This is a genomic window from Streptomyces griseorubiginosus (assembly GCF_036345115.1).
GTDB lineage: Bacteria > Actinomycetota > Actinomycetes > Streptomycetales > Streptomycetaceae > Streptomyces > Streptomyces griseorubiginosus_C.
Window position 1 is genome coordinate 4,595,280 of the sequence record NZ_CP107766.1, and the last position, 14,881, is coordinate 4,610,160.

General features: G+C 70.0%; 18 protein-coding genes. 13 read left to right on the top strand and 5 right to left on the bottom strand.

Going from position 1 to position 14,881, the window contains the following annotated elements:
- The first annotated feature begins 23 nt into the window (after positions 1–23).
- Entirely contained in the window at positions 24–803 is a 780-nt protein-coding gene (locus OHN19_RS20685) for a class I SAM-dependent methyltransferase (RefSeq protein ID WP_330265619.1), read from the top strand.
- An 80-nt stretch (positions 804–883) separates the two neighbouring features.
- Positions 884–1,255: a DUF6479 family protein gene (locus OHN19_RS20690; RefSeq protein ID WP_330265620.1), complete on the top strand. Its 372-nt coding sequence runs from the start codon at positions 884–886 to the stop codon at positions 1,253–1,255.
- 73 nt (positions 1,256–1,328) lie between these two features.
- Here the strand turns inward: OHN19_RS20690 and OHN19_RS20695 are convergent, their stop codons facing one another.
- Entirely contained in the window at positions 1,329–1,814 is a 486-nt protein-coding gene (locus OHN19_RS20695) for a DUF7144 family membrane protein (RefSeq protein ID WP_330265621.1), read from the bottom strand.
- 166 nt (positions 1,815–1,980) lie between these two features.
- Here OHN19_RS20695 and OHN19_RS20700 point away from each other — a divergent pair, with 166 nt between their 5' ends.
- The gene (locus OHN19_RS20700) at positions 1,981–2,439 is read left to right on the top strand and encodes a hypothetical protein (RefSeq protein WP_330265622.1); all 459 of its coding nucleotides are present in this window, start codon (positions 1,981–1,983) and stop codon (positions 2,437–2,439) included.
- Between the two features lie 32 nt (positions 2,440–2,471).
- On the opposite strand, the gene OHN19_RS20705 is transcribed toward OHN19_RS20700, so the two are convergent.
- Positions 2,472–3,146: a DUF6445 family protein gene (locus tag OHN19_RS20705; RefSeq protein WP_330265623.1), complete on the bottom strand. Its 675-nt coding sequence runs from the start codon at positions 3,144–3,146 to the stop codon at positions 2,472–2,474.
- A 201-nt stretch (positions 3,147–3,347) separates the two neighbouring features.
- Between OHN19_RS20705 and OHN19_RS20710 the strand changes: the two genes are divergently transcribed.
- Positions 3,348–4,112 (top strand): DUF4142 domain-containing protein, encoded by a 765-nt coding sequence (locus OHN19_RS20710; RefSeq protein WP_330269661.1) that lies wholly within the window; start codon positions 3,348–3,350, stop codon positions 4,110–4,112.
- A 23-nt stretch (positions 4,113–4,135) separates the two neighbouring features.
- Here the strand turns inward: OHN19_RS20710 and OHN19_RS20715 are convergent, their stop codons facing one another.
- Together OHN19_RS20715 and OHN19_RS20720 are read right to left on the bottom strand one after the other, a co-directional pair.
- Positions 4,136–5,797 carry a glycoside hydrolase family 13 protein gene (locus OHN19_RS20715; protein ID WP_330265624.1) on the bottom strand — a complete coding sequence of 554 codons (1,662 nt, stop codon included), beginning with the start codon at positions 5,795–5,797 and terminating at the stop codon, positions 4,136–4,138.
- 21 nt (positions 5,798–5,818) lie between these two features.
- The gene (locus OHN19_RS20720; protein ID WP_330265625.1) at positions 5,819–5,995 is read right to left on the bottom strand and encodes a hypothetical protein; all 177 of its coding nucleotides are present in this window, start codon (positions 5,993–5,995) and stop codon (positions 5,819–5,821) included.
- 91 nt (positions 5,996–6,086) lie between these two features.
- Here OHN19_RS20720 and OHN19_RS20725 point away from each other — a divergent pair, with 91 nt between their 5' ends.
- A complete protein-coding gene (locus OHN19_RS20725; protein WP_330265626.1) occupies positions 6,087–7,031 on the top strand; it encodes an LAETG motif-containing sortase-dependent surface protein in 945 nt (314 codons plus the stop codon).
- 85 nt (positions 7,032–7,116) lie between these two features.
- On the opposite strand, the gene OHN19_RS20730 is transcribed toward OHN19_RS20725, so the two are convergent.
- On the bottom strand, positions 7,117–7,692 hold the full coding sequence (locus OHN19_RS20730) for a dihydrofolate reductase family protein (RefSeq protein ID WP_330265627.1): 576 nt from the start codon (positions 7,690–7,692) through the stop codon (positions 7,117–7,119).
- Between the two features lie 111 nt (positions 7,693–7,803).
- On the opposite strand from OHN19_RS20730, the gene OHN19_RS20735 reads away from it, so the two are divergent.
- The 8 genes from OHN19_RS20735 (at position 7,804) to OHN19_RS20770 (ending at position 14,645) form a co-directional block, all read left to right on the top strand.
- On the top strand, positions 7,804–8,052 hold the full coding sequence (locus OHN19_RS20735; RefSeq protein WP_330265628.1) for a hypothetical protein: 249 nt from the start codon (positions 7,804–7,806) through the stop codon (positions 8,050–8,052).
- Between the two features lie 44 nt (positions 8,053–8,096).
- On the top strand, positions 8,097–8,315 hold the full coding sequence (locus OHN19_RS20740) for a hypothetical protein (protein WP_330265629.1): 219 nt from the start codon (positions 8,097–8,099) through the stop codon (positions 8,313–8,315).
- Between the two features lie 31 nt (positions 8,316–8,346).
- Positions 8,347–8,790 (top strand): PH domain-containing protein, encoded by a 444-nt coding sequence (locus OHN19_RS20745; protein WP_330265630.1) that lies wholly within the window; start codon positions 8,347–8,349, stop codon positions 8,788–8,790.
- A gap of 320 nt (positions 8,791–9,110) precedes the next feature.
- Positions 9,111–11,357 carry an RICIN domain-containing protein gene (locus OHN19_RS20750; RefSeq protein ID WP_330265631.1) on the top strand — a complete coding sequence of 749 codons (2,247 nt, stop codon included), beginning with the start codon at positions 9,111–9,113 and terminating at the stop codon, positions 11,355–11,357.
- A gap of 177 nt (positions 11,358–11,534) precedes the next feature.
- On the top strand, positions 11,535–12,296 hold the full coding sequence (locus OHN19_RS20755; RefSeq protein WP_330265632.1) for an SDR family oxidoreductase: 762 nt from the start codon (positions 11,535–11,537) through the stop codon (positions 12,294–12,296).
- Positions 12,297–12,361: 65 nt separating this feature from the next.
- Entirely contained in the window at positions 12,362–13,066 is a 705-nt protein-coding gene (locus OHN19_RS20760) for a TetR/AcrR family transcriptional regulator (RefSeq protein WP_330265633.1), read from the top strand.
- A 322-nt stretch (positions 13,067–13,388) separates the two neighbouring features.
- Positions 13,389–13,793 carry a lactococcin 972 family bacteriocin gene (locus OHN19_RS20765; protein WP_330265634.1) on the top strand — a complete coding sequence of 135 codons (405 nt, stop codon included), beginning with the start codon at positions 13,389–13,391 and terminating at the stop codon, positions 13,791–13,793.
- Between the two features lie 9 nt (positions 13,794–13,802).
- Entirely contained in the window at positions 13,803–14,645 is an 843-nt protein-coding gene (locus OHN19_RS20770; RefSeq protein ID WP_330265635.1) for a DUF6518 family protein, read from the top strand.
- Positions 14,646–14,881 lie beyond the last annotated feature (236 nt).

Sequence of the window (14,881 nt, forward strand, 5' to 3'; positions counted from 1 at the left end):
GCCGGGCGAGGATCGTGGGGGCCATGGACGAGCAGCGATACGACGTGTGGGCCTCCGGCGCCGCCTACGACCGCTACATGGGCCGCTGGAGCAGGTCGGTCGCGCGGGAGTTCACGGCCTGGCTGGGCCGTCCCCAGGGGGCGCGCTGGCTGGACGTGGGCTGCGGCACGGGGGTGCTGTCGTCGGTGGTGCGGGAGCGCTGCCGGCCCGGCCGGGTGGTGGGCTGCGACCGCTCCGCCGACTTCGTCCGTACGGCCCGGGCGGCGGTCGTGGCGGACGCGCGGGCCCTGCCGTTCCCGGCCGGCGCCTTCGACGTGGCCGTCAGCGGGCTCACCCTGAACTTCGTGCCGGAGCCCGCCGGGGCGGTCGCCGAGATGGTCCGCGTGGTCGGGCCGGAGGGCGGGGTGGTGGCCGGGTACGTGTGGGACTACGCGGAACGCATGGGCCTGCTGCGCCGCTTCTGGGACACGGCGGCCGAACTCGACCCGGCCGCGGCGGAGTTGGACGAGGGGCGCCGGTTTCCCGACTGCCGTCCCCAGCCGCTGCACGACCTGTGGACCGGCGCGGGACTGGTCGACGTGCTGGTCCGTGCGATCGAAGTCCCCACCGTCTTCGCCGACTTCGCCGACCTGTGGGGTCCCTTCCTGGCCGGCCAGGGCCCGGCACCGGGCTACGTCGGCGCGCTCGCCCCGGCCGCGCGGGACGACCTGAGAGAGGCCCTGCGTACGGCGGTCCCGACCGCCCCCGACGGCTCGATCTCACTCTGGGCGCGGGCGTGGGCGGTGCGGGGGAGGACGGGGTGAGGTGCGGGGGGAGTACGGGGTGAGGGGACGAGCCGTGTCCGGGGGCTGTCGGATCGGTTCATTTCGGCGATAATCGGACTATGAGTACGGCGACCTTTGTACTGGCGGCCACGTCGAGCGAGGTGCTCAACGTCGTCGCCGCCTTTGCCGGTGGCCTGTTCATCGCCGGTGCACTGGTGTGGGCGGTGCAGTTCGGCATGCGGGTCCAGGACCGCGAACTGCCGCGGCCACGTGTGGAGGATCATCCCCACCTCCCGGAGACGGGACCGATCCGCGAGCTCCGGGAGATGCGGGAACCGGACGAGCTGTCGGACGTCACGGACGGGCAGGAACGGCTGATGCCCTACCAGCTCCATCCCTCATCAACCAGACGAGGAAAGGACCAGCACCGCAAACGCTGGCTCCCCGGCTCCAGCGGCGGCTTCGGCAGCGGCGGCCTCGGCCACGTGTGACGAGGTCGGCCAGGCTGCCGTCACCCCGGCCAGGCCCGGCCGGGGTGATCAGCCGGGCCCCACCACCTCCCGGTCAGCTGCGCATCGCCGGGCGGTACACCGCGAGGGCCCAGATGACGAAGAAGTCGATGCCGATCATGATGACCGACCAGACCGGGGCGTAGGGCAGGAAGAGGAACTGGGCGATCATGCTCAGCGAGGCCAGGAAGATACCGGTCATCCGGGCCCAGGACGCGCCCCGGAGGATGAACGCGCCGGTGACCGCGGCGAGCGCGCCCAGGCAGAGCAGGATCACGCCCCACCCGGTGAGGCTGACCTTGTAGACGTAGTCACCGACCCGGGCCCAGACGTTGTCCTCGGCGAGCAGGGAAATGCCCTGGAAGATCGCCAGGACGCCGTTCATCAGCATCAGCACACCGGCGAAGACGACCCCGCCGGAGGCCCAGGCGGCCTCGGTGGGCGTGAACCCGGGGGCCGGTGCCGAGGTCGGGGACATGCCGGCGGAGGCGTGCTGCCTCTCGCCGGCGGGCGGCTGGGTGGCGTGCGGTTGCTGTGTCATGGCCGTGTTCCACCTTTCGTGGTCGATGTGCTTCGACCATCCGGCGCAGCACGGGCGGCCACCACGGGGGTGAGCCATCCGGGTGACCCCGGGCGTGCGGCCGTACGACCGCGGCCCTTCACTGGAGGAACGGCACCCCTGCGAGGGGCGGCACCCTGGAGGCGAGATGACCCGCTGGACGACCGCCGCGCTGCTGGCCGCCCTGGCCCTGACCGGCCTCACCGCCTGCTCCGACGAGGACAGCCCCTCCGCCGTGGCGAGCAAGGTCGCCTCGGCCGCCTCCCGCGCCGGGGACGCGGTGGCGTCGGCCACGGCGGAGGCGGGCCGGCGCTTCGACGACATCAAGAACGGCGTCGACGCCAGGGACGACGTACGGCTCGCCAGCCCCACGACCGCCTCCGACGGCCGTACGACCGTGCGGATCACCGCGACCAATGGCGCGGACTCGGCGAAGTCCTTCACCGTGCAGGTCGACTTCACCGGCCAGGACGGCAAGCTCCTGGACGTGGCCGTGGTGACGCTGTCCGACGTCCCGGCGGGCGGCACCGGCAAGGGAACCGCCCGCAGCACGCACGACCTGCCGGGGAAGGTCACGGCGAAGGTGTCGCGAGCGGTCCGCTACTAGAGCCATTTCTGGAGCCCTTGCCGAGAGGCCCGTCACGCCATCCAGAAGAAGACCGCCGTCATCCGCTTCTCCGCGAGCGTCGTGCCGTGGTAACCGGTCGCGCTGTGCACGAGGTTGGCGTTGTACAGCAGCAGCCGGTTGTACTTGTGCGGCACCCGGACGTCCTCCTCGAAGGCGTCCGGCGCGACGAACCGCGTGCCGAGCGCCTCGACGAGGTTGTTGTGCGGGGCCTGCACGACGTTGCCGCCGAGCCGCCCGCCGGGCATGGACTGCCGGTAGAAGCTGGTGCCGCAGTCCTTCGGGACGCCCGGGTTGAGGTACAGCACGGCTGCGTACCGGCACAGCGCCCGGGAGTCGGTGTGCGGCCGGGGCTCGCTCTCCCCCTGCCCCACCACCTGGACGCAGTTGTGGTTGAGGGTGCCTCCGCCGGGCGCCCGCTGCACCCACAGCCTGGACGCCCCCGTGGCCTTCCGCACCAGCCCCTCCACCCGTGCCAGCTCGGCCGGTTCGAGCCCCGGCATGGTCCGCAGCCCGGGCCAGGTCTCCGAGGTGTACGGATGTCCCTTCACCCAGTCGTCCTTCGCGAGACACCGTTCCCGTACGGCGTCGACGTCCGGGAGCACGTCGTCGATCACCCAGTAGTCGCGGCCCTTGGTGGGCTTGCGGTAGGGGAGAACGGGCAGCGACCGCTGTTGTGGCATGGACATGCAGCGAATCTAGGTGCGGGGCCCGTCAGGTCTCTCCCGCGATTTGCCCCGGACTTCCCCGTGAACCGGTCAACGAACGGTCAACCGGTGAAGGGCCGATGAACACCGGCGCCCCCGCGTCCGTACTCCTGTGCGTCCGACCCGCCACGTGGCGGGGTCACCGACCGGGCAGGAGGCACGGTGCCACTCTCGCGCAACGCGATGGGAACGCTGTTCGTAGGCGGAGCCCTCACCTTGACCCTGGGCGCACTCGCGTACCCGTCCATGCTGGGTGTGAGCCAGGCGTCCACCGCACAGGACAGAATCATCGCGCAGACGCAGTGGGGGCCGCTGACCGAGCTGGACCGGGACTTCGTCGTCAAGGTGCGCGCGGCGGGTCTGTGGGAGTACCCGCTGGGCGAGGTCGCCCTCCAGAAGGGCACCACCCCGGAGGTGAAGGAGGCCGGACGGCACCTCATCGACGGCCACGCGGCCCTGGACGCGGCCTGCCGCAAGATCGCACCGATGCTCAACATCACCATCCCGAACGTGGCGAGCCCCCAGCAGGTCGGCTTCGTGAACACGATCGAGTCGAGCAACGGCCAGCAGTTCGACACGAACTTCGCCAACATCCTGCGGGTGACGCACGGTTCGATCTTCAACACGATCTCGAAGGTCCGCTCCACCACCAAGAACTCACTGGTGCGGTCGCTGGCCGACATGGCCAACGACACGGTGCTCGACCACATGACGGTCATGGAGAAGACCGGCTTCGTCAACTTCGACCAGGCCCTGTTCATGCAGACCACCCCGCCGAAGCTGCCCGACACCGACCTGACCCCGCCGGCCCCGCAGCCCGGCGCGCCGATGGTCGTACTGACCCCGCCGCCGAACCCGACGTCCACCCCGCTCGCGGTCCCCGGCGAGAACGCGAACGGCGGGGCCACCCCGGCCGCGGGCGCGAGCCCGTCGCCGACGATCGGCTAGGGCCGGGGTCCCAGGCGCCTGTCTCAGCCCAGCCAGACCGTCGTGTCCGGTCCCAGCAGCCCGTTCTCCAGCGGGCCGCTGGTGAGCAGCACCTCCCCGTCCGGGAGCGGGAGGGCCCGCTCCGAGAGATTGGTGACGCACCGCCAGCCCTCGTGCCGGACGAAGTCCAGCACGTCGGCCGGACCGGTCTCCGTCCAGGTCAGCTCCTCCCCCTGGAGGAGCTTGCGGCGCAGCCGCAGGGCGGTGCGGTACAGCTCCAGCGTGGAGCCCTCCGTGCCGTCCTGTGCCTCGACGGCGTACCGCGCGAACCACTGCGGCTGCGGCAGCCAGGCACCGCCCGCCCCGAAGCCGTACGACGGCCCCGTCGTCGTCCAGGGCAGCGGCACGCGGCATCCGTCGCGCCCCTTGCGCACCCGCCCCGTCTGCTCCCAGATCGGGTCCTGGAGCACCTCGAAGGGCAGGTCGGCGACCTCGGGCAGCCCGAGCTCCTCGCCCTGGTAGACGTACGACGATCCCGGCAGCGCCAGCATCAGCAGCGTGGCCGCGCGAGCGCGCCGCAGCCCCCGGTCGAGGTCGATCGCGGGCGCCCGGCCGCCGGCCAGCAGCCAGGCGTTCTCGTCGGTGCCGGGCGGCAGCACCAGGCGGGAGGCGTGCCGTACGACGTCGTGGTTGGAGAGCACCCAGGTCGCCGAGGCGTGCGCCGCGCGGGCGGTGGCGAGGGAGTCGGTGATGACCTGGCGCAGCTCGCCGGCGTCCCATCCCGTCTGGAGGTACTCGAAGTTGAAGGCCTGGCCGAGTTCGTCGGCACGGGCGTACAGCGCGCGGCGGGCACCCGGCACCCAGGCCTCGGCGACGGCCGTACGGGGCGGGGTGTAGGAGTCGAGGATCGTGCGCCAGTCACGGTAGATCTCGTGGACCTCGTCACGGTCCCAGTAGGGGTGGCTACCCGGCGGGAGGTGGTCCAGCGCCTCCTCCGCGACGCCGGGCAGGTCGCCGAGGTCGCGCAGCGGCTCGGTCAGGTCCTTGACCAGCGCGTGCGCCACGTCCACCCGGAAGCCGTCGACCCCGCGGTCCGACCAGAACCGCAGGGTGGTGCGGAAGTCCTCGCGGACCTCGGGGTTCGACCAGTCGAGGTCGGGCTGCTCGGGGGCGAACAGATGCAGGTACCACTGCCCGTCCGGCACCCGCTGCCAGGCGCTGCCGCCGAAGACGGACTGCCAGTCGGTGGGCGGGAGTTCGCCGTGCGCGCCGCGGCCGTCCCGGAAGACGTACCGCGCGCGGGCGGCGGAGCCGGGGCCGGCGGCGAGGGCCTCCTGGAACCAGGCGTGCTGGTGGGAGGTGTGGTTCGGGACAAGATCGACGATCACTTTCAGGCCGAGCCGGTGGGCCTCGGCGACCAGGGCGTCGAAGTCGTCGAGGGTGCCCAGGCGCGGGTCGACATTCCGGTAGTCGGCCACGTCATAGCCGCCGTCGGCGAGTTCGGAGGGGTAGAAGGGGCTCAGCCACAGGGCGTCGGCGCCGAGGGCGGCCAGGTGTCCGAGGCGTTCGGTGACGCCCCTGAGGTCCCCGAGGCCGTCACCGTCGGCGTCGGCGAAGCTGCGGGGGTAGACCTGGTAGACGACGGCCTGTCGCCACCAGTTCGGGTCCTTGCCGGAGAGGTCGGGCGTGGTGGTGCGGGGGGTCACGCGGGCTCCTCTGCAGTGCGTTCATTCCGTGCGGGCGACGAATTCCACGTGGGCGACAAAGGGGATATCTGTCCACCTCACCGGAAAATCAACCCGGGCTTTTGCGGAGTAGATCATTCCTGGTGTGTCGAAATTGTGATGGGCGCTGAACACACCTTGCATCACCGCAGGTTGACAGCATTCCGCCAGGAGATCCACGATGTGCAAACACCGTGGCGCATGTGACCAATGGGCCCAGTGTTTCTGATGCTTCCTGTGATCATTTCACTCTCATCCTGACGGGATCTGTATGTCCATAGCGAGACGTGTCACCGTTCGGCGCCTGCTGGGGACGGGCGCCGCGACGCTCGCCTTCTCCGCTGCCCTCGCCTCCGTCGCCTCGGCCTCCGACTGCCCCGGCGGCAAGGGCTGGGGAGACGGCGGCCACTACAAGCCGGGTACGGGCGCCGGCTCGAAGACCGAGACCGACCGCTGCGAGTTCTCCCTCGACGGCAAGAACTTCTTCGCCTCCGTCAAGGTCGACGACCAGAACCTCAAGCCGGGCGACGACGGCAAGGTCCACGTCAAGGTGCGCGCCGCGGGCGACGCCACCACGTGCACCGCCTCCCTCGCGTCCTACCTCGCGCACGGCCCGACGTTCGCCACCTCCGGCGAGCAGGTCTTCCACGACTTCGACACCGTGACCGTCAAGGCCGGCGCCGTGGACACCCTCGACGTCGCGATCCCCGACGCGGGCTGCTACGGCCAGGTCGACCTGTACCGCGGCAACACGAAGTTCGACGGCAAGCTCGACGCCAACGACGGCCTCCCGCACGGCGACCTCCCCAAGGGCCCGGACCACCCGGTCATCAAGGACAAGCTGATCGCGGCCTGGAACGGCGGCACGAAGGACTGCACGACCACGCAGACCACGCCTCCGGCGACCCCGCCTGCCTCGGAGACCACTCCGCCGGCCTCGGAGTCGACCCCGCCGGCGTCCGAGTCCACCCCGCCGGCCTCCGAGAGCACGCCTCCCGCCTCGGAGACCCCGGGCACGAGCACCCCGACCCCGTCGGCCTCGGAGTCCACGTCGACCCCGGGTGCGCCCACCCCGAACGGTGGCGGCGGCGACAACCTCGCCGAGACCGGGGCCAGCAGCAACACGCCGCTGATCGCGGGCGGCGCGGCGGTGCTGCTCGCGGGCGGCGCGGGCATCGTCCTGGCGACCCGTCGCCGTAAGGCCTCGCGCGCCTGACGCAGTTCCTGAAGGCAAGGTCCGCAAGGGGCCGTCCCGCCGTTCGCGGTGGGGCGGCCCCTTGCGCGTGCGCCGTGCCCGGTCCTCAGTGCAGGGTGGGACGGTAGACCAGCTCCTGGATGTGACCGTCGAGGGTCCGGTGCTCCAGCAGCTCCAGGTCGAAGTCGGCGGCGCCCTCGAAGACGGGTCCCAGGCCGGTCCGCCCGGTGATGACGGGGAACACCGTCACCTGCACCCGGTCGACCAGTCCCGCGGCCATCAGCGCCCGGTTCATCGCCAGGCTGCCGTGGGAGCGCAGCGGCACGTCGGACTCCTTCTTGAGCCGGGCGACCACGTCGACGGCGTCACCGGCGACGAGGGTCGCGTCCGGCCAGTCGAGGGGGCTCTCCAGCGTCGTGGACACGACCGTCGCCGGCAGGTTCCGCATCCGGGTCACCCAGGGATCGCGCACATCGCTGTCCTCGGTGCTCTCGGCCAGCATCCGGGCGAAGGCCCGGTAGGTCGCGGCCCCGAAGACCATCCGCTGCTCCTCGGAGTACTGGGCGAGGCGGTGGTCGAGCAGTTCGGGCCCCTGCTTGCCCCAGTACCCGGCCCAGTCACCACCGGCGTGGCTGAACCCGTCGAGGCTGGAGAACACGTCGAAGGTGTAGGCGGCGGTCATGTCGGTCTCCTTGAGGTCGGTTGCCTGGACAGACCCCTCGCGCGCCCGGAACTCATCGCCACCCGGCTCCCGGGATGGCCCGCAAAATCGAACACATGATTGAATCCGGTCATGCGATCGTTCCCCGACGACCTCGCCCGGGCACAGCGGGAGTGGAGCGCCACGTACCGGCGGCTCGCCGAGCACCCCCACCGCACCGAGCTGCGCCGACGCCTGCACCGCCTGTCGACCGAGCTGTTCTTCCACCCCCACTGGCAGCACCGGCGCCCGCGCCCGGCCGAGTGGTGGGAACTCCGCACCCTGGGCCGGCCGGACCGCACACAGGACGCGGCCGGCCGACTCGACCGGCCCGGCCGATGACGGACCGAAGTGCGGGACCGTACACCGCGGACGATCCTGAAGACATGTCCGGCCCGATCCGAGTGATCGTCCACCCGCCCTCCCCCACGGGCGGCCGCCGCGTACGCGTGGACGGAGAGATCCTGGGCCTCGCCCACAACCTGACCGACGTGGCCGAGTTCCTCCGGCGAGCGGGCCTGGAGATCGACGCGGCGGAAGTGGCGGTGTCGAGCTGGATCGACTGGCGCGGGGTGGGACCGGACCGGTGGGGCCCGGAGGGGTGAGACAGCCGCCCTGAGGGTGGATCATTCCCCCGTGGACGCAGCGCGCGACGGTGTCATCGGCGTGTGGCGGGTCAGTCGATCCGGCCGCCTCTTGGGCTACCTGCCGGCAGCCGCCCCGACGGCCGGGGCGCTCTCCACGTGGCCAAACGCCCTCACCCACCCGTCCGCCCAGTCGGCACGCACCGCGGCGATCGCCACCGCCGTCGCCCTCGCCTTCGGCCTCTTCGCCTGGTGGGCGCTCCTGCGCGTACGCCTGGAACTCAGGACGGACGAGATCCTCATGGTGAACCCGTGGGGCACCCAGCGCCTGCCCTGGTCCCGCGTCACCGCGGTGAGCCTCGGCAACTGGGGCGCACGGTTCCACACCACGGACGGATTCGTGTTCACGGCGTACGCCCTGAGCGACCTGGCGGGAGGCACCCGCCAGGACGACCGCTTCGCCGAGCTGCGACGGCTGGCCGAAACCCGGTTCTGACGAAGTGGCCGAAAACTATTGACGTCCCCCCTCCGACTGCGTACACATGACTGCGCAGACATGACTGCGCGGTCAGATCATCGCCGCGAGAACCCACCGAAGCCCCGAGCACGACCACCGGACCCCGTCTGCCGACATCCCCCACGAAAGGACGAGGTCCAACGACTTCGCCACCCTCCGGTGGTGAAGGGCCGCCAGGACGACGGCGGTCCACCCTCCGGCCGAACCCGCCCGCACGACGACGCGAGCACCTGCGCACCCACCGCAGACTCCCCGCGCACCGTCCGCCGGCCCTCGGCCCGACCGTGAGCAGGACGAGCATGCACGCAAGAAGCAGGCTGAAGAAGTTCGGCGCGGCGCTGGCCGCAGTCAGCGCCGTCATCCTGTCCCTCCTCGCCGCGCCGCCGGCCGGCGCCTACTCCCCGACCCCCGGAACCGTCTACCAACTCCCCTCGAACCAGGCGTGTCTGAAGGGCCGGGGGAACTGCGCCATCTACCCGAAGGCCGCGCAACTGCCGGGCGGCCAACTGGTCGCCTCGTTCGAGCTGGCGACGGTCCCCGCGTCCGGTTCCGCGGCCGGCGAGACGCTGCCGGTGTACCGCAGCACCGACGACGGCACGAGCTGGCAGCTGGTCTCGCAGGTCAAGGCCCCGGCCTACCTGTCGGGCGACCCGCAGTACGCGAAGTACACCAGCGCCTGGACGAACCCCTACCTGTACGTCCTGCCCCGGACCGTCGGCTCGCTGTCGGCGGGCACGCTGGTGATGGCCGCGGTGGTGTCCGGCGACGACTCCTACTACCTCGAGCACAAGGCGGCCGACCCCAACTGGACCCCCTCCGGCGACGGCGACCGCAGGGACCTGGCGATCGCGCTGTACTCCAGCACCGACCAGGGCACCACGTGGAGCTTCCGCAACATCATCACCGGCGGCGGCTGGCAGGGCGGCAGCGCCGGCAACATCGGCACCAACGTGTCCAACGCCAACACCACCCACCAGGTCGACCCGGTCTGGGAGCCGTACCTGATGGTCTACAACGGCCAGTTGGTGGCGTACTACTCGGACGAGAACGACTTCACGGCGTACGACAGCGGCACCGGCGCGCTGACCACGGACCCCGCCAACGGCACGGCCACGGACTCGCAGGGGCAGATCATCGCCCACCGGACCTGGGACGGGTCCGGCGCGGCCTGGAGCAGCCCCGTGGTGGACGTGACCGGGACGACCGTCACCATGGGCGGCGGCAAGACGGAGATCGGCGGCGGCCGGCCGGGCATGGCGAACGTCGTCCAGACCTCCGACGGCAAGTGGATGCTCACCTACGAGTACTGGGGCGGCGGCGACAACGTCCGCTACAAGGTGGCCTCGGACCCGCTGCACTTCTACTCGGTGGGCGGCACCGCAGGGACCGGGGTCTCGGGCCTCCCCGTCACCACCGGCTCCGCGGCCCCGGCACAGGGCGGCAGCCCGGTCCTCATCCGCACCCCCGACGGCCGCCTGCTCTACAACGCCGCCGGCAGCGGCAGCGTCTGGATGAACTCGAGCGGTACGAGCACCGGAACCTGGACCCAGTACCAGACCACCGTCCCCGGCGCCTACAGCCGCAACCTCACCTACGACGCCACCACCGGCCGTGTGGTGATCCTGGCCAACCAGGGCACCTCGACGATCATCAACGCCGACATCGACCTCGGTCATTCGCAGGGCACCTACTACCGGATCGTCAACAAGCTGACCGGCCAGGTCATCGGCACCCGCAACAACACCACCGACGCCAACATCGGCAACGCCGACAGCCCCGACGTACGCCTGGAGAACGCCGGTTCGGCGGCCAACGCCGAGACCCAGTACTGGCACATCACCACCAAGCCGAACGGCGTCACCCTGCTCAACCAGTCGGGCGGCCGGGCCGCGGAGATCTGGGGCAACAACGCGGTCGCCGGCGCACAGATCGGCAGTTGGGTCGACAACACGGGCACGGCCCTGTGGACCATGGTCCAGCTCTCCGACGGCAACGTGCAGTTCCGGTCCACGGGCAACACGAGCCTCTACCTGACCGGCGCCTCGGCCGGCGCCGACCTCACGCTGCAGACCGCGACGAGCAACGGCTCCCAGGAATGGCAGCTCCAGGCGGTGAGCGGCGGGACCGTCGCCGGCACCGCGCGCGGCCTGACCAACGTCAACACGGGCACGTGCCTGGACGACTTCCAGGGGAACACGGCCAACGGCGCGAGCGTGGACCTGTGGTCGTGCACCGGCAGCACGCTCCAGCAGTTCACCGTCACCGGCGTCGGCAACGGCCAGTACACCCTCAAGAACGTCAACTCCGGCACCTGCCTGGACGACTACCAGTCCGGCACGGCCAACGGAACGGCGGCCGACCTGTGGGCCTGCAACGGCGGCGCCAACCAGAACTGGTCCTTCATCCCCGTCAACGGAGGCAACTACGAGATCGTCAACCAGGCCACGGGCCTGTGCCTCGACGACCCCCAGTTCACCAGGACCAACGGTGTCCTCGTCGACCTGTGGACCTGCAACGGCGGCACCAACCAGCAGTGGCACTTCTGACCTGACCGCATGACGTGCCGCCCGGCCCTGACGAGCCGGGCGGCACCGGCGTTCTCACCCCAAGACTTCGAGGCCGCCGATGGTAAGTGGGTCGACTTGCCTTACGGGAAGCGCGAGCGTTACCTTTCCGAGGTAAGTGCATCGACTTACCTTACGACTCGGCAAGGAACGAACAACATGACTCGTCTTGCGGGCAAGCGCGCCCTCATCACCGGCGGCACGAGCGGGATCGGCCTGGAGACCGCGCGGCGCTTCGTCGCGGAGGGGGCCGACGTGCTGGTCACCGGCGTCACCCCGGCCGGCATCGACAGGGCGCGGGAGGTCCTCGGGGACAAGGTGCCGGTCGTGCGGGCCGACGCACGCGACCTCGACGCCCAGCGCGCCCTGGCCGAGCAGGTGAGCGAGCACTTCGGAAAGCTCGACGTGGCCTTCCTGAACGCCGGCGTCTCCGACTGGCGGCCGTTCGAGGAGCACACCGAGGACAGCTACGACCGGCTCTTCGACATCAACGTCAAGAGCGTCTTGTTCCTCACCCAGGCGCTGGTGCCGGTACTGGCCAACCCGTCCTCGGTCATCCTCAACGCCTCCAACAGCGCACACGGCGGCTACGGGCGTTCGAACGCCTACGCGGCGACGAAGGCGGCCGTCTCCTCCCTGATGCGGTCGTGGAACGCGGACCTGCTCACCTCGCACGGCATCCGCTTCAACGCGGTCAGCCCCGGACCGGTGGACACCCCGCTGTACTCCGCCGCAAAGCTCGGGATCGAGGACCCCGCGGTGCAGGCGGCGGTGGTGGAGGGGATCAGCTCCACGATCCCGCTGGGCCGCATGGGCCTGCCCGAGGAGGTCGCGGAGGCCGTCGTGTACCTGGCCTCCGACGCCTCCGCCTTCGCGGTGGGCCAGGACCTTATCCTGGACGGCGGCCAGACCGTCCTCTGACAGCGAGGACGCGGCCGCAGACGGGCACCGGGGACGGGCACCCGAGACGGGCAAGGGGCGTGGGCATGTCGGTGGCGGACCGAGCGGAGACCGGTGGCGGCACCTGCCCGGCCGGGGATCACGCGCAGGCCAAGGCCGGCTATCACGCGCAGATCAAGGCGGAGAACCGCGCCCGCATCATCCGCGCCGCCCGCGACCTCTTCCTCGCCCGGGGATACGACAAGACCTCCCTGGCCCAGATCGCCAAGGAGGCCCGCGTCTCCACCGGCACCCTCTTCAAGCGGTACCCCACCAAGGCCGCGCTGTTCGCGGCCGTCACCGCCGAACAGTGGCAGCTGGACACGGAGTACGCCGCCCCGCCCCCGCCCGGCGACCCCCGGTACGGCCTGGACCACATCGGCCGCGACTACGCCTGCCTGGTCGCCCGGCCCGGCACGGCGGCGCTGTGCCGCCTCATCATCACCGAGCTCCCCCAGATGCCGGAGCTCGCCGACATCGTCGGCACCGGCTTCGCCATCGACCGCGGCCCCTTCTTCGACCGGCTCCGGGACTACCTGGAGTCCGAAGCAGAGGCCGGCACCCTCGACTTCCGCTCGTCCGACGGACAGCCCCAGTCGGCAGCCGAGGTCGCCGAGCAGTTCCTCGGCATGATCTGCAGCCAGTTCCTGTGGCCCCAGCTCGTACGCACCGACTTCGTCCCACCCAACCCCACCGACGCCGCGATCGTCGACGAAGCCGTAGCCCTCATGCTGGCCCGCTACCGCACCTGAGCCCGACCTATGACGTCTCTCTGAGCGGACGTTTCGCCTGGGAAACCCATGACCGCTTGAGGCAAGCGATCACATCCAGTCGAAGATCGAGTCCTGCGTGCGGTATTCCTCGCGATATGCGGCATCCCCAGCCGGGCACATCTCCGGCTTTCCGCCACAGAAGACACAGCATAAGGATGGCAAAACGCATATTGCAGACATGGTGGGAGCACTGCTTTTCGGCCCCGTCCCCGTGAATCTCCGTCGCATCGTGGGCCCGCTTCGCCAAAGATCTGTCTTCGTGAGCCCACAGGGGAGCATCAACGGAGGAGATGTTGCGTTCATGAGGTACTTCCGCAGATCCATGACAGTGGCCGCTGCGAGCGCGGCAGTTTTTGTCGGCGCTCTCGCTTCACCAGCCAGCGGAGCGACACCGCAGCCGCCCAAGGAACTGGGCAATGTCAAGGAGTGGGGCATGGTCGCGATCAAGATCGACCCCAACTCTCGGGTCGCTCCGGCAACCACCAAGGACGTGGGAGGCGGCAGTTGGACCTACGGTACCGAGATCGTGGCCGACGGCAAGCGGTGCTACTCGTACTACTTCCATGGTTCGAAACTGCATAATGCTACCGCGAAGATAGCCAACGGCAGCCTCAAGGTTGGCGAGGTGGCCGGCAAGACGGCTAAAGCGAGCAGGACCGCAGGCGCGGCCTACACGTGCTATGCGTATTGGGGCGTGACTGATTAGGACGCGGTGATGCCCCAGGGGCCGCAGTGTCGCACTTGGTCCGACAGTTCGCGCTTCAGCCGTGAACCTTTTCGTCGGGGCCAAGGGAAGGCATTGCGGCCCCTGTCTCCCTCCGACATCGCCTGGTGGCAGTCTCAAGTGTCCGTTGATGGAAAGGACTCACCCGATCTCGTGTCCCCTTCACGTCCTACCGTCCTTCCCGTTGCAGCCGCTCTGGCGGCCGGCGTGGCACTCGGCGTTGCCGCTCCCCTCCTCGGGACGATCGAAGCCCCTGTAATCCATTCGGTTCACCTTGTCCTGTCGGCAGGCTGGTCCTGGGCCGCTCTGGCCTTCTGCGTGGGTGCCGGATTCAGGTCCAGGGTCAGATCCGCCGTTGTGGCCGGGTCCGCCCTCACCACTGCCGTGGTCGCTTACTACGTGACCAAACTTGCGCAAGGGGACTACCGGGAGTGGGTGAACCTCGATGACCCTTCGCAGGGAACGCACATCTACTGGGCTGGATTCCTGTCGAAAACGCTTTTCTGGGGCGCAGCAGCCGTTGTTCTCGGCCTTCTCCTCGGTTTGGCAGGAAACCTGGGGCGGAACAGTGGCCTTCGCGGGCTCGCCTTCCGGATGCTGATCCCGTTGACAGCCATCGCGGAGACCTCGATGCGCCTCACGGTCGAGGCCCCTTTACAAAGCGGGACCGCCGGCACGACATGGAATGTCACCCGCCTGGTCGCGATAGGTGTCATCGTCCTCCTGTCAGTACAAGAAGTTCGGGCAAGGTCGGCTCGTGCTATCAGGCCGGCCCACCTTGCGTCGCGTTCGTCGCACGCGGCGTCCAGCAGTTCAGCGAGGAGGCCCTTGTAGCGGGAGCGCTGCGTAGAGCACTCGGTGTACGGCCATGCTCGCCATCCGGAGTGACGGTGTCTTGGGGGCCTTGGTCCGGGTAGGCGTGTCCAGCTGACCGAACGGGAGAGCAGGTATCGGATCGTCAGCATCCGTGCGGAGATGTAGGGCCTGTGTCCGACTACGGGTTCAGGAAGTCCAGTCGCCCGCAACCGCCCACGCACCATCGCCGTCCGCGACTCCAAGGCCTCCCCCGC

Coding starts and splice junctions, on each gene's coding strand:
- OHN19_RS20685 (WP_330265619.1), top strand. CDS start 24: ATGGACGAGCAGCGATACGACGTGTGGGCCTCCGGCGCCGCCTACGAC.
- OHN19_RS20690 (WP_330265620.1), top strand. CDS start 884: ATGAGTACGGCGACCTTTGTACTGGCGGCCACGTCGAGCGAGGTGCTC.
- OHN19_RS20695 (WP_330265621.1), bottom strand. CDS start 1,814: ATGACACAGCAACCGCACGCCACCCAGCCGCCCGCCGGCGAGAGGCAG.
- OHN19_RS20700 (WP_330265622.1), top strand. CDS start 1,981: ATGACCCGCTGGACGACCGCCGCGCTGCTGGCCGCCCTGGCCCTGACC.
- OHN19_RS20705 (WP_330265623.1), bottom strand. CDS start 3,146: ATGTCCATGCCACAACAGCGGTCGCTGCCCGTTCTCCCCTACCGCAAG.
- OHN19_RS20710 (WP_330269661.1), top strand. CDS start 3,348: ATGGGAACGCTGTTCGTAGGCGGAGCCCTCACCTTGACCCTGGGCGCA.
- OHN19_RS20725 (WP_330265626.1), top strand. CDS start 6,087: ATGTCCATAGCGAGACGTGTCACCGTTCGGCGCCTGCTGGGGACGGGC.
- OHN19_RS20730 (WP_330265627.1), bottom strand. CDS start 7,692: ATGACCGCCGCCTACACCTTCGACGTGTTCTCCAGCCTCGACGGGTTC.
- OHN19_RS20735 (WP_330265628.1), top strand. CDS start 7,804: ATGCGATCGTTCCCCGACGACCTCGCCCGGGCACAGCGGGAGTGGAGC.
- OHN19_RS20740 (WP_330265629.1), top strand. CDS start 8,097: ATGTCCGGCCCGATCCGAGTGATCGTCCACCCGCCCTCCCCCACGGGC.
- OHN19_RS20750 (WP_330265631.1), top strand. CDS start 9,111: ATGCACGCAAGAAGCAGGCTGAAGAAGTTCGGCGCGGCGCTGGCCGCA.
- OHN19_RS20755 (WP_330265632.1), top strand. CDS start 11,535: ATGACTCGTCTTGCGGGCAAGCGCGCCCTCATCACCGGCGGCACGAGC.
- OHN19_RS20760 (WP_330265633.1), top strand. CDS start 12,362: ATGTCGGTGGCGGACCGAGCGGAGACCGGTGGCGGCACCTGCCCGGCC.
- OHN19_RS20765 (WP_330265634.1), top strand. CDS start 13,389: ATGAGGTACTTCCGCAGATCCATGACAGTGGCCGCTGCGAGCGCGGCA.
- OHN19_RS20770 (WP_330265635.1), top strand. CDS start 13,803: ATGCCCCAGGGGCCGCAGTGTCGCACTTGGTCCGACAGTTCGCGCTTC.